Origin of the sequence: Romboutsia sp. MSSM.1001216sp_RTP31141st1_G3_RTP31141_220114 (assembly GCF_039031195.1) — a bacterium.
GTDB classification, from domain to species: Bacteria; Bacillota; Clostridia; order Peptostreptococcales; family Peptostreptococcaceae; genus Romboutsia_C; species Romboutsia_C hominis.
On record NZ_JBCIUO010000001.1, the window covers coordinates 484339 to 497612 of the forward strand.

A 13274-nucleotide genomic window follows, 5' to 3' on the forward strand; every position below is an offset into this window, starting at 1 on the left:
GAATAACAGGGCTCGAACCTGTGACCCATTGATTAACAGTCAATTGCTCTACCAACTGAGCCATACTCCCATATATTTTGGATAGGTAGAAATTTTTAACCTGTCCGTTACAGTTATTATTTTAACCAGTTTATTAAATTTTATTAATATTTTATTAAAAATTATTTATATAAGAATTTAAATAATTTTTAATAAAAATACGAAAGTGGAAAAAGCTGAAAAAACAATAAAAGTAGCTATACCACAGTAACTAAAATTAATTTAGCCATGGTGGTATAGCTATATGATAAATTTAATTCTATATAGTTTAAACCTTATATAATATAACTCTTTTAATGCTGAATTATTCATAAAGCTTTTTATCTTTTTTATATTTATTTACCAAGTTAAAGTATTTTACAGTTTGTATTCCTAAAAATAGAGTAATTAAAATTAATCCCCATAATAGCGTATTTAATAATAAATGATTAGAAGTTTTGTATTTACTTACAAAAGTAATTATTGTAAGAAGTATAGTTGTAAATAAATACATATTTCGTATTGGAGTAAGATATTTTATTAAATCATCATTACTTGTGTGTAGGTTAAAATCCATTCCATCATTTTGCTTTTCTAATATTAGTAATTCTTTGTTAAAACTTCCTGGGGAAGTTGCAATTTTACCGCCATTACTCCATGGTCTAAATTTCATTTTTCCAAATGACCAGTTTATATTTATATTTTTTTTAAAGCTTTTATATCCAATATCATCTTCTAAAAAATTCTTATATTTTTTTATTTCAGAGTTTGATTTATCAGCAACAAATTCAACACAGTATATATATTGTGATGGATTGCATTCTTCAAACTCATAGGTTAATTTTCCTACCTTAACAAGTCTATATCCATGTTTAGCCATTTTATTTAACCATTTTTCTTGCCCCTCTAAAAAATCAAAGAAATACTTAAACACTATTTTTTTCATATTTTATCATCCCCTACTATTTTTAAAGAAATATTAAGAACATCATTTAATCGTGCAATTTCATTTTCAACTACGATTTTACCTTTAGATGTTATTAAATACTCCTTTTTCCTACTATCATCTTTACTTTCATATGGCTCTATCCATTCTTTTTTTAACAAAGTATTAATTGCTCCATAGAGAGTCCCAGCCCCTAATGATAAACGCCCACTTGTTTTTAATTCTATAAATTGCATAATCCCATAGCCATGGTTAGGCTTGTAAAGTGCCAATAGAATAAAAAGTGTAGTTTCTGTTAAAGCACCACCTTTTACATTATCTCTCATTTTATTTCTCCTTTATTACAGTAACCTTTATTACGTTTACTGTAATAAAATTATATCAGTAAACGTAATAATTGACAATAAAATTATATCTTTATTAAGGTTTACATTAATCTTATGTATATTATCATTTTAAAGATATAAGATAACAAGTTAAAGTCAATTATGTTGAAATATACAAATAGTTATAACCTATAGTATAATTATGTAGATTATTTGTTTACAATTATTATATAACACAAAATAAAAAATAATAGTAAGGGGGTATTTAAAATGATAAGTGAAGATACTAATGAATCTTGGTCTATTAGAACATCTAAGGATGAGTTATTAAACTTTATTATATTTACTGGGTGTATGTATAATTTAATTGATAATGAAAACTTTAATGAATCAAATACACCTTGGCCAACTAATCTATCAAATCTAGTTTTCGATGATTTACATATTGAAAAGCTAAAATCACAGTGGAAACTATGGTTTAATGGAGTTATAGAAGAAAGGTGTAATAATATTAACCATAATAGAATGAGTATACTTGTTAGTGAAATATATAATGTAGATAATTTTTTAGAGTTGGAATATATTGAGCTTAGGGAATGCTGTAAAAAAGCATATCCATACTTCATTGAGTGGTGGGATATGCAAGCTGGAGGTAAAAGTGCGATTTCTTACTATGAAATTATGGTAGAAAATAGATTTTGTGATTATATAGATGAATTAAGACGTGAATTAAATAGAAAAGTTAAGGGATTTAATCTTTATATAGATATAGTATATACGGGAGTACCAGATGTACTAGATGTAAATGATGAATATATTGTAATAACTCCAAATGGATATATGTATTTAACTAAGGATTGGTGGATGAGAAAATTAGCTAAATTAGCATAATAATTACTAAAAAATTTTAACATAATGCTAATTTAAATAAGACATATTTTAGGGGGATTATCAATGGATTTAGAAAAATGTCCATTATGCGAATGTAATGAAATCGGAGAAGGTTGTTTTGTAGGTTATGGTGGATTAATTAATTCGAATAGTTTAATTCCTAAAACACAAGAAGTAGTAGCTAGTGTAGTATAGAATGTGGATATATAATATCCATGAGAGTTTTAAAACCTAATCAATTTAAGAAGAAATAATAATATATAGGTTAAAAACTATCCATAAAAAATTAAATGTATGTTATTATAAACTTTATTATTAAATGAAGGGCTAAGAGATATGAATAAGATTTTAATGATAGAAAAAACTAAGAAGTTTGTAAAGAACAAACTATATGGTGAGGGAAGTGGACACGATTGGTTTCACATAGAAAGGGTATATAACTTAGCTAAATATTTAGCAGAAAAAGAAATAGCAGAAAAAAGACATAAATTTATGGAAGAGTTTTTAAATGAGTTTTATGATGAATGGAGTTTTAGTGGACAAGGTGTTAAATAAAGGGGGGATAAAATGACTACATATTTTTTTACAATTCCATACGGGGCAATTGCAGTATTTGGGATATTGATAGCTGGAGTTGGCTTATTTTTATATAATAAAAATAAGCATAAAAAGTAAACTAATAGAGGATTTAAAATATTTTCATCCTTAGGGATTATCATTTAGGAAATATTTTAAATAATATATATAAATAGGAATTTACATAAGAAAGTGAGTTAGACAGTGATAAAATTTTTAGAACAAATAAGAACTCCTAAGAATGATTTGACGACTTCAAAAAAGATAATAAATTCAATCATAATTTTTCTTCTTGGAATTGGACTTGGAACTTTTTCAAAGTGGCTAGATACTTTAGCTATAGATGATGGTATTTGGTGGCAACATATTTTAGGTATACTAGATTTAGGAAATGTATTCTCTTTACTTGGAGTATGGATTTTAATAGCAGCATGTATATCTATTTTTAGTAATACACCTTTACGAGCAGGCATTAATGTATTTTTATTCTTTTTAGGGATGTGTGTTAGCTATCATCTATATAGTATTATTTTTGCAGGATTTAATCCTATGAATTACATGATGATATGGTATGCAGTAACAATTATTTCTCCATTATTGGCATTTGTTTGTTGGTATGCTAAAGGGAATGGAATTGTACCATTTATGATTAAGGTATGTATAATTACAGTTATGATATTATGTTCTTTTAGTATAGGAATGTGGTATTTTGATTTTAAAAGTATAATAAATACAGTGTTTTTTATAACTATATTAGTTGTTTTGTACGATACCCCAAAGGGATCTATATATAGTTTAATGACTTCTATAGTATTGGCATATTTAATCAGATTATTTATATAGTTAAAATAGCTAGATATTGGGCAATTCCCATAGGTCTAGCTATTTTTATTGCTTATTTATCATGTAATTATTTAAGATAGTTAAAAATAAAATATTAAAAAGCATATGGAGATATAAATACTAAATCATTAACAAATTATTTCTTTTAGTGGACAGTTGTTTAACTATAAGTTCTGCTATAATTAAATTAACAATTGTTATATATTATAATAAAAGGTTGAAAGGGGAAACTATTGTGGTAAATTGTACTGAATGTAATCATAAGTTTACATTTTATGATAGATTAAAATATATTTTAAAAAGGGCAAAACAAAGTAAATGATGCTCAAAAATATGTTTTTTGTGGAGGAGATAGTATGAGAAAGTGTTTAAGATGTAATGAAACTATGGTTGAAGATTATATGTTGAAAACTGAAAATTTTACAGCTCAAGCTTCAGTGTTATTAGGAAAGGGAAGTGGAGTTTTTTCAGATACAAAAGGAAAAGTAAAGGCTACTGTTTGTCCAAATTGTGGTGAGATTTCAATATTTTTTGATAAATTAGATAAAATTAAGTAGTTTATTTATTTAATATATTGTGAGCTTACAGGGTAGTAATCTAAATTTATTACTCTGTTTTTGTGTATCTGATTTAAGATTATAGAAATACTTAAATTTTGTTGAATATTAAGTACTAGTTTGCTATCATTTGTGTTGATGATGATAATAATTTGTCATACTAAATATTTTATTTTAAAATTTTATTCATATTAAAAGGGGGATTTATTATGAAAAAGATTTTCGATAGCTTAATATTTAAGCTAGTACTAGCAGTTACTATTGGTCTTATAGTTGGATTTATATCTTCAGAGTCCGTAATAAACGTAATAGTTACTCTTAAATACGTTTTAGGTCAGGTTATATTCTTCTCAGTTCCATTAATAATCATTGGATTTATAGCTCCATCCATAGCTAAATTAAGACATAATGCTTCTCAATTATTAGGATTTGCAATTGGTTTTGCTTACATATCATCAGTAGGTGCAGCAGCATTTTCTGCAATATTTGGTTATATATTAATTCCAAAGTTATCAATCGCTTCAACTACAGGGTCTTTACGTGAATTACCAGAACTTATCTTTCAATTAGACATACCTCAAGTAATGCCTGTTATGAGTGCTTTATTTTTATCTATAATAGTTGGTTTAGCTGTAACTTGGACTAAAGCTGATTTAGTTGAAAAATTTCTAAATGAGTTTCAAAATATAGTTTTAAGCTTGGTTAATAAAGTTGTAATACCTATATTACCTTTCTTTATAGCTACAACATTTGCTAGTTTAGCATATGAAGGTTCTATAACTAATCATCTTCCAGTATTCTTAAAGGTTATAGTTATTGTACTTATTGGTCACTTTATATGGATGTCAGTATTATACCTTATTGCAGGTATCATGTCAGGAAAAAATCCAATGGAAGTTATAAAATATTATGGTCCAGCTTATTTAACAGCTGTTGGAAGTATGTCTTCTGCTGCAACATTACCTGTAGCACTAGAATGTGCTAATAAGTCTAAAGTTTTAAGAAAAGATATATTAGATTTTTCTGTTCCGCTTTGTTCAAATATACATCTTTGTGGTTCTGTTTTAACTGAAGTATTCTTTGTAATGGTTGTATCTCAAATTCTTTATGGTCATCTTCCAAGTGTTGGGAATATGGTTTTATTTATATTATTACTTGGAGTATTTGCAATAGGTGCACCTGGTGTTCCTGGGGGAACAGTTATGGCATCTCTTGGTCTGATAACTAGTGTTCTTGGATTTAATGAAACTGGAACAGCTCTTATATTAACTATATTTGCTCTTCAAGATAGTTTTGGAACAGCTTGTAATGTTGTTGGAGATGGTGCGTTGACTCTTATGCTTACTGGGGTTGCTGATAAGAAGAATATAAAGAGTGATGATAAATCTTTTAATTTATAGTTAATTTAATTATTTTATAAATATAAACAAGTCTTACTACATGTAATTTTGTATAAGGCTTGTTTTTTATATTAATTAAGACTTATACAAAAATTATAAGTCTTAATTATTTATTATTAACTTAATTGTAATACAACTATAATATAACTATAAAATAGTTTATAAGAAACACATTCACACTTTGAAATTTAATTTAAGTGAGGTATATAATGATTGAAACTGATAGATGTATATTACGAGATTTTAAGGAACATGATTTGGAGTTATTTATGTCCTATAGAAATAATAAAAAATGGATGAAATATCAAAGCACGAAATCTTTAACAAAAGATGATTATAGAAAAGATTTGTTAGGTAATAAAGACATTAATAAAGGCATTAGACTTGCTATTAGTGACAGAATTACAGATACTCTTTTAGGTGATATTTATATTATAAAGAAAGCAAAAACTATTTCAATAGGATATACTATTAATCCTATATACTCCAGACAAGGATATGTAAAGGAGTCTTTAAAAGCTATACTTCCAGTAATCAGAAAAAAATATCCGGAATGTGAAATAATAGCAATGACAAAAAAAGAAAATATTCCATCAAAAAATTTATTACTTAACTTAGGTTTTATATATGATGAATGGATAGATAAATTACAAAGTGAAGTTTATGTTTATACAAAAGGGGTAGAATGATATCTCTATTACATTATTTTCAAGTTCATTAGAAAGATAAAAAGTATTTATACAAAAAATATGTCCATAAGATCATATGTTTTAGTGGGAATACCGATAAACTATAAGTTTTGATATAATATAGATAAATAGGGATTTATAGGGGGATTTATTATGAATGCAGAACAAATGTGGAGTGAATATAAAAAGACTAATGATAATATTAAAGATGAATATAAAGCGTGGGCATTTGGGGTTGATGCTGATTTACTAGCTGATTTAGTGTTAAAGGGTGAAAAAACAGCAACGGCTTCTGCGTATCAATTATATGAAATAGAGAATGAACCTTTACCTAAGGTAGGGGAATATAACATTATTTTAAATTCTGAAAATAAAGCTGTTTGTGTTATTCAAACAACAAAAGTTTACATAGAAAAATTTAGGGAAATAAGTAGTGAACATGCATTTAAGGAAGGTGAAGGGGATAAATCGTTATCCTATTGGAGAAGGTGTCATGAAAAGTTTTTTACAATATGTATGAATGAAGTTGGTAAAGAATTTAATGAAGATATAAAAGTTGTATGTGAAGAATTTAAAGTAGTATTTAAAATTTAAATTCTAATTTGTTGATTAAATTAATAATATTAATATATTGGAAATATAAAGGGAGCAAATAAATATGCTCCTATTTTTATATTAAATAATTAAATTACACAATATATTTAAGTATATTACATATAAAGAGGGCTAAAATTAGCCCTCTTTAATATTTAAAAAACTTACTTATTAAGATTATTGTACTTATGCTCAACTAATTCATAAGAAACACATTCACACTTTGAAATTTCCTCTAAAGAATAACCATAATACTCACTAAATATATTATCATCTAAAAGTATTTCAGCAGCAAATTTATTAGCTTGTTTTTCTAGTTTATCCTTAGATTGAAGTGTATTTCTAGATATAAATAATATATTTTTATCTTCATGAAGTATAGCATGACCAAGTTCATGGGCTGCTACTAAGTTAACTTCCTCATCACAAAGACGACTAGAAATACAAATTACCTTTTGATTAAATTCTTTAGTATAATATCCTCTAAGATTTCCTTTAAGAGGATAACGAAAATATATTATATCTAAATAATCCATAAGCTCAAAAGGATTATTAGTTTTATATTTATTTATAAGCTTTTTAGCTTCATATTTAGCATTCATAAAATCTCCCCAATAACATTAATTATTTTCCCCTTAGTTTTGACTCTTGCTTTTTCTTAGCTAAAGTAAGAACAACTTCCATTGATTGTAAGAAACTATCTAGTTCTTCATCAGTCATAGGCTCACCATCAAACATTAAACTACCATGAGCTCCAATCTTTTTAAGCATTTTATCCATTTCTAATTTAACATCAGCTATTCCTTCATCTGATATGTAGTTTTTATCATCAGTTCTAGCAAACAAATAATCAGTAGAAACATTAAAATAATTTGCTAATTTATTTAAAGTTTCACCTTTTGGTTCTCTTATTCCATTTTCATATCTAGATAGAGTTACCTTAGTGGTATCTAATTCTTTAGCTAACTCTTCAAGAGTCAACCCTTTTTCTTTTCTTAAAGCTTTTAATCTCATAGATAAAGTTTCCATTTTTTCACCCACCTTAATTTAATTATAGCAGAAGTAGTCCAAATGTATAACAAAATTATCTAAAAATACAACTTGTTACCATATTTTTACCTTTTAGATAAAAACATGTTGATATTTTACCTAAAGGGTAATACTATTAAATTATCAAGGGAAGTTACCAAAGTTTAAATAAAAATAATCATAAAATATATAAAGGAGTAAATATGGGATATAAAAGAAACTTAAAGGGGTTAAGGGTAAGTAAAGGATTTACACAAAAGGAGATAGCTAAACTTATACATATGTCAAAAGTAACTTATGTAAAAAAAGAAAATGAGAAAAGCTCATTTACAGTTTATGAAGCATTAGATTTAGCTAAAATACTTGGAGTTAGTGTGGAAAGCATATTTTTAGGTAACAAATAAATTATCTAAATATGAAATAAATTTTAATTAAAAAATGGGGGATAAAATGTTTGATTTAAAGGTATTTAAAAGCAGTGAATATGGAGAAATAAGTGTAGTATTTGAAAATAACAAAGAATACTTTGAAGCAACTAAAGTAGCACAAATACTAGGATATACTAATCCTAGAAAAGCAATAAGAGATCATTGTGATAAAGATATGGGGACAATTTATAGGGCAAAAGTAATAATTGGAAAAAATAAAGATGGAAGTTTAAAAACTAAAAATATAAATAAAAAATTTATAGATGAAGCAAATTTATATAGGCTAGTATTAAAATCTAAACTACCTAGTGCAAAGAAATTTGAAAAGTGGGTAGTAGAAGAGATTTTACCAAGTATAAGAAGAAATGGGGGATATATGAGTGATGAAACAGTAGATGAAATACTTAAAAATCCAGAATTTCTATTAAAACTAGCTCAAAAATTAAAAGGTGAAAAAGAAAAGGTAAAAGCACTAAACAAAGCTATAAAAGATTTTGAACCATATATAAAAATAGGACAAGTAGTAGGAGAATGTGAAGATGCTATAAGTATAGGAGCATTTGCTAAAATGCTAAATTCACTAGGAATAGATATTGGAAGAAATAGACTTTTTTATTGGTTTAGAGTAAATGGATATATTATGAATCAGGGAAATGAAAACCAACCAAAGCAAAAGTATGTAGAACAAGGACTATTTAAAACTCGTCAGTATGTAGTAAATACAAATAATGGTCAAAAGATAAAAGTAACTACTTATATAACAGGGAAAGGTCAAAAATATTTTATAAAAATTATAGGGGAGGAATTTGGATATGAGAAAGTTTACAGACTTCATTAAGAAAAAAGAAAAAGAGGTAAACCTACCATTTGGAAGTGATGAGTGTGGGAAGTTTTTAAAAGAAACATATAAAGATACTTTAAATGAAGTAGTAGTGCTAGATGATGGGCTATATGAAAAAATAGAAAAGTACAATAGCATAGTAGATAATATAAACAAGCTTGAAAAAGAAAAAAAGATAATAGAACATATTATTCAAAGTGAAATGAAAGAATATGAAACAGCATTTTGTAAAGATAGAAAAATAACTTGGAAAAAAGTAATTAAAAATAGTATAGACACTAAAAAATTAAAAATAGATTACCCAGAAATAATTAAAAATTATACAAAAACAAGTACATCTAGAACTTTTAGAATGAAGTAGGTGAGGTTGTGGCAATATTTAGAAAGATACATACACAGTTTTGGAGAGACGATAAAGTATTAGAAGAATATACTCCAGAATGTAAAATATTTATGGTCTATATTCTTAGCAATCCAAATACTACTCAAATTGGAATATATAAAATAACTAAAAAACAGATAGCCTTTGAACTAGGCTATTCTGTTGAAACTATAAATACTTTAATGGACATATTTATAAATAAATACAAAACTATAAGGTACAATGAAGAAACTAGGGAATTGGCCATTAAAAATTGGGGAAAGTACAACCTAGATAGAACTGGAAAGCCAATGATGGATTGTATAAATAAAGAGCTAAAAGAAGTAAAAGATAAATCACTTATAAAATATGTAAGTGAGAGTATACCTAAAAAAGAAATAAAAGATTTGTTTGATATGTATATTAATGACGACTCGTACCACCATACGTATAACGAGTCGTATGAAAATATAGGACAAGAAAAAGAAGAAGAAAAAGAAGAATATAAAGAAGAAGAAGCAAATGATATAGGTATGTATGCTAAATTATATGAAGAAAATGTAGGGATTATAAATCAATTAGTTAGTGAGTGGATAATTTATATAAGTGAAAATATAGATATAGGACTATTTAAAAGAGCTATAGAAGTAGCTATTGATAGAGGACATGTTAATAAAGGATATATAAATGGCATTATAAATAAGTGGATAGATAACAATATAAGAAGCTTAAAAGATTTAAATGTTTATGAAGTAAGTTCTAAAAACAAAGGGGATAGGAAAAATGGAAAGAGTAGATACATTAAAGAACTTGAAGACGAGTCAATATATCAAAAGCCAAGTAAAGAACAAATTAGAGAAATACAAAGACTCCTACAATGAGTATAGATGTTCTAAGTGTAGAGATTTAAAATTTATAATAGAAGATAATACTGCTATACCTTGTGAATGTAGGGCTTTAAGAGAGTGTGAAGATATATTAAAAAATAGTGGCATAAGTGATGAATTTAGGAAAAAGACTTTTAAAAACTTTAATTATGCTTATGATGTTCAGACAATAGATGCTTATCACAAGGCTTTAAGCTATAAAAAGAATTTTAAAAATATAGAAAAGACTAGACAAAACTCTATAATATTTATGGGTCAAGTAGGTAGTGGAAAGACTCATTTATCACTTGCTATTAGTAATGATTTAATGGATAGTGGGGTAGGTGTTTTGTATATGCCTTATAGAGATGTTATTATATCTCTTAAGCAAAATATTATGGATGAGGAGTATTATAGAAAAGCTATTGGTAGGTATAAAAGGGCTAGGGTACTACTTATTGATGATTTGTTTAAGGGTGGTATTAGCAAAAGTGATATAAATATTGTATTTGAGATTGTTAATTATAGATATTTTAATAATTTGCCAATGATTGTTAGTACGGAAAAGAGCTTTGATGAGCTTGTTGAAATTGATGAGGCTATTGGTAGTAGGATTATTGAGATGAGTAAGGATTATTTGGTGAGTGTCAAGGGGAAGAGGTTAAATTATAGGATATATGGATAAGGAGGAACGATTCGTTCCTCTTTGTTTATGTGGTAAATTTATATGAAAATATGGTTATTTACTTATGTTGGGGTTGTAAATAACTAGTATTTACATAGGATTAACATTAATATAAGATGTATTTAAATTGTGGATAGGGGTTCGGTTTCTCTCGTCTCCACCATTGAAATCCACGAAATACTCATATCCTTTAGATATGAGTATTTTTATATGTGTCCGGAATTGTAGTTGAAATTTAAACAATATTATTATAAAAAATATTGTTTTGTAAAATAAATATAATTAATGTATTACAGCATATACAACAATATGATATAATTTTATGGAATTTATTGTAATAAAATAGGAGGGGTTATGGAAGTTAAATCAAGAAGAAAAGATTTATTATCACTGTTGTTAGCTGTATTCTTGCTTGGAGTAGTGATATCACTGGTAGCTAATATATTATTTGATATATTTTATGATAGTAATAAAAAATTATTTATAACAATTGTACTTTTAGTACTATTTATTAATTTAACTATTTTAGTATATATTAGCAATTTATCTAGTATTAGTGAAAAGAAGGCTATAATAAAGTTTGTGTATAATTTTGAGGAAAAAGGATTTATAGATATACCATACAATCCTGCTAGTGTAAATGCCAGGATGGCCTATTATAATTTATCAGATAAAAAGAGAGAGAGTATCTCTGAAAAATTTATGCCTATATGGTGCAATACAATAGAACCAGAAAATAGAATACAAGGGCAGAGAAACTTTGATGAATTTTGTATATCTGCGGTAATTACATTAATATTCACTAGATTTTTTCAGATTAGTGACTTTGAAACAGATATGCAGAAGATGGATATAAATAGTGAGTATTTTAAAGAGTTACTCTATAAATTTAGATATATTGATATTGATAACTTGCTAGGCACATACGATAAAGTAGGATGTACATGTGGATGTTGTTCAAAATTTATGGAGGATGAATCAAATTTACACGAAAGTGATATTTTAGTAAAAATTGAGCCAGTGGGTATATATTTGCCAGAAGGGTTTAAAATAAAAGAAGTAAATGAGAGTAATATAAAACTAGAATCTAAGTATGGATTTATAATTTTTGAATGGGATATTGTAAGAAGAAGTATAAGTGAAGAAACTACATTGCTATCAGCTTTAGAACTTTTAGACTTGGATAATTGTGAAGAAGTGGAAGTTAATTTAAAAATGAAATATGGATTTAAGCTAATGAAATTATTTAAAAAATCAACAGTACAATTTGAAAGGTTTGTAAATAGGTGTTGTGATAAGATGTTAGATTATGATATTAGTAAAAGTTTAGCAAAACTTGAAGCTCGTAATTCAACCTTAATAACAATTCATTTAAACTCATTACTTTATGAGGAAGAAGAAGATTTAATAGATGTAGATAACGAAGATTAATAAAATGATGTAAATCAATACTATAAAGGAACCGTAATAAATAACAGAGAACTATCATTGACTGAGAATGAAACGATAGAATATATATGGTAAGAAACTTATAGCTATATAGACATGTAAAATAATATTATTATTTTAAAATAAGTAAACTAAAATTAAGCAATCGTGGATATGATTTTTGCCAATCGTCTCCAACATTGAAATCTACGAATACTCATATCCAATGGATATGAGTATTTTTAATATACAAAAATAAAAAATGTAAAAATATGGTAAAATATATCTAGAGGTGAAATTATGAAATTAAAAGATGAAATAGAGTCTATAGATATATTTACAAGATCGATACAAGATGAAATAATTAAGAGCAGAGTACAACAGGTATTAGAGTGGAATATAAAGAAATCTACAAATAATAAAATAGCATTTTATATCTTAAATATATTAGTTTTAGTTTTAAATGCGTCTATACCTATTGTAAATCAGTTAAATGGACATCCTGCAATAGTAACTGCTATATCAAGTATAGGTACAGTAATAACAGGGATTATAGCACTAATTAATTTTAAGGATGTATGGTATAGATATAGATCAACAACGGAAAGTATAAAAAGAGAATGTATAATGTTAAGTTGTAGATATGGTGAATATGAAAATGAAGATAGAGAAAATAAATTTATAATAAATTTTGAAAAAATATTGTTAGATGAAAGAGATTTATGGGCTATAAATAGATTTGAACATGAGATAGAGAATGAATAGCATTTAAAATCGTACGTTAATAATATTTTAA

The 13274-nt window shown here is 26.2% G+C and carries 19 protein-coding genes and 1 tRNA gene; 15 read left to right on the plus strand and 5 right to left on the minus strand.

Annotation, left to right across the window (positions count from 1 at the left end):
* The 3 genes from ABCP60_RS02490 to ABCP60_RS02500 all read right to left on the minus strand — a co-directional run bounded on the left by ABCP60_RS02490 (position 1) and on the right by ABCP60_RS02500 (position 1290).
* Positions 1 to 70 (minus strand) — tRNA-Asn (locus ABCP60_RS02490).
* Positions 71 to 343: 273 nt separating this feature from the next.
* Entirely contained in the window at positions 344 to 964 is a 621-nt protein-coding gene (locus tag ABCP60_RS02495; RefSeq protein WP_343101164.1) for a DUF2812 domain-containing protein, read from the minus strand.
* A complete protein-coding gene (locus tag ABCP60_RS02500) occupies positions 961 to 1290 on the minus strand; it encodes a helix-turn-helix transcriptional regulator (protein WP_092926477.1) in 330 nt (109 codons plus the stop codon). The genes ABCP60_RS02495 and ABCP60_RS02500 overlap by 4 nt, the downstream gene beginning before the upstream one ends.
* Before the next feature lie 270 nt (positions 1291 to 1560).
* On the opposite strand from ABCP60_RS02500, the gene ABCP60_RS02505 reads away from it, so the two are divergent.
* The 8 genes from ABCP60_RS02505 (at position 1561) to ABCP60_RS02540 (ending at position 6840) form a co-directional block, all read left to right on the plus strand.
* Positions 1561 to 2181, plus strand: a complete 621-nt coding sequence (locus ABCP60_RS02505) for a hypothetical protein (protein WP_343101165.1) — start codon at positions 1561 to 1563, stop codon at positions 2179 to 2181.
* A 63-nt stretch (positions 2182 to 2244) separates the two neighbouring features.
* On the plus strand, positions 2245 to 2376 hold the full coding sequence (locus ABCP60_RS02510; RefSeq protein WP_343101166.1) for a hypothetical protein: 132 nt from the start codon (positions 2245 to 2247) through the stop codon (positions 2374 to 2376).
* A gap of 141 nt (positions 2377 to 2517) precedes the next feature.
* Positions 2518 to 2736, plus strand: a complete 219-nt coding sequence (locus ABCP60_RS02515) for a hypothetical protein (RefSeq protein ID WP_242871338.1) — start codon at positions 2518 to 2520, stop codon at positions 2734 to 2736.
* Between the two features lie 225 nt (positions 2737 to 2961).
* Positions 2962 to 3600 carry a hypothetical protein gene (locus ABCP60_RS02520; RefSeq protein ID WP_343101167.1) on the plus strand — a complete coding sequence of 213 codons (639 nt, stop codon included), beginning with the start codon at positions 2962 to 2964 and terminating at the stop codon, positions 3598 to 3600.
* Positions 3601 to 3956: 356 nt separating this feature from the next.
* Positions 3957 to 4157, plus strand: a complete 201-nt coding sequence (locus ABCP60_RS02525; RefSeq protein WP_166505150.1) for a hypothetical protein — start codon at positions 3957 to 3959, stop codon at positions 4155 to 4157.
* A gap of 209 nt (positions 4158 to 4366) precedes the next feature.
* A complete protein-coding gene (locus ABCP60_RS02530) occupies positions 4367 to 5557 on the plus strand; it encodes a dicarboxylate/amino acid:cation symporter (protein ID WP_343101168.1) in 1191 nt (396 codons plus the stop codon).
* Positions 5558 to 5766: 209 nt separating this feature from the next.
* Positions 5767 to 6246, plus strand: coding sequence for a GNAT family N-acetyltransferase (locus ABCP60_RS02535; RefSeq protein WP_343101169.1), 480 nt, complete (start codon positions 5767 to 5769; stop codon positions 6244 to 6246).
* A gap of 153 nt (positions 6247 to 6399) precedes the next feature.
* Complete coding sequence (locus ABCP60_RS02540; protein WP_343101170.1) at positions 6400 to 6840, plus strand: ASCH domain-containing protein; 441 nt, start codon at positions 6400 to 6402, stop codon at positions 6838 to 6840.
* Positions 6841 to 7004: 164 nt separating this feature from the next.
* Here ABCP60_RS02540 and ABCP60_RS02545 read toward each other — a convergent pair whose 3' ends face one another.
* Together ABCP60_RS02545 and ABCP60_RS02550 are read right to left on the minus strand one after the other, a co-directional pair.
* Positions 7005 to 7442 (minus strand): ImmA/IrrE family metallo-endopeptidase, encoded by a 438-nt coding sequence (locus ABCP60_RS02545; RefSeq protein WP_092926456.1) that lies wholly within the window; start codon positions 7440 to 7442, stop codon positions 7005 to 7007.
* A gap of 22 nt (positions 7443 to 7464) precedes the next feature.
* Entirely contained in the window at positions 7465 to 7869 is a 405-nt protein-coding gene (locus ABCP60_RS02550) for a helix-turn-helix transcriptional regulator (protein WP_166505153.1), read from the minus strand.
* A gap of 203 nt (positions 7870 to 8072) precedes the next feature.
* On the opposite strand from ABCP60_RS02550, the gene ABCP60_RS02555 reads away from it, so the two are divergent.
* The 7 genes from ABCP60_RS02555 (at position 8073) to ABCP60_RS02585 (ending at position 13243) form a co-directional block, all read left to right on the plus strand.
* Positions 8073 to 8273: a helix-turn-helix domain-containing protein gene (locus ABCP60_RS02555; RefSeq protein WP_092926452.1), complete on the plus strand. Its 201-nt coding sequence runs from the start codon at positions 8073 to 8075 to the stop codon at positions 8271 to 8273.
* Positions 8274 to 8319: 46 nt separating this feature from the next.
* The gene (locus tag ABCP60_RS02560; RefSeq protein WP_343101171.1) at positions 8320 to 9135 is read left to right on the plus strand and encodes a phage antirepressor KilAC domain-containing protein; all 816 of its coding nucleotides are present in this window, start codon (positions 8320 to 8322) and stop codon (positions 9133 to 9135) included.
* Positions 9110 to 9499 (plus strand): hypothetical protein, encoded by a 390-nt coding sequence (locus tag ABCP60_RS02565; protein WP_343101172.1) that lies wholly within the window; start codon positions 9110 to 9112, stop codon positions 9497 to 9499. Before ABCP60_RS02560 ends, ABCP60_RS02565 begins: the two co-directional genes overlap by 26 nt.
* A gap of 8 nt (positions 9500 to 9507) precedes the next feature.
* On the plus strand, positions 9508 to 10380 hold the full coding sequence (locus ABCP60_RS02570; protein ID WP_343101173.1) for a DnaD domain protein: 873 nt from the start codon (positions 9508 to 9510) through the stop codon (positions 10378 to 10380).
* On the plus strand, positions 10283 to 11050 hold the full coding sequence (locus ABCP60_RS02575) for an ATP-binding protein (protein ID WP_343101174.1): 768 nt from the start codon (positions 10283 to 10285) through the stop codon (positions 11048 to 11050). The genes ABCP60_RS02570 and ABCP60_RS02575 overlap by 98 nt, the downstream gene beginning before the upstream one ends.
* A 354-nt stretch (positions 11051 to 11404) precedes the next feature.
* A complete protein-coding gene (locus ABCP60_RS02580; RefSeq protein WP_343101175.1) occupies positions 11405 to 12481 on the plus strand; it encodes a hypothetical protein in 1077 nt (358 codons plus the stop codon).
* A gap of 297 nt (positions 12482 to 12778) precedes the next feature.
* A complete protein-coding gene (locus tag ABCP60_RS02585) occupies positions 12779 to 13243 on the plus strand; it encodes a DUF4231 domain-containing protein (RefSeq protein ID WP_343101176.1) in 465 nt (154 codons plus the stop codon).
* Positions 13244 to 13274 lie beyond the last annotated feature (31 nt).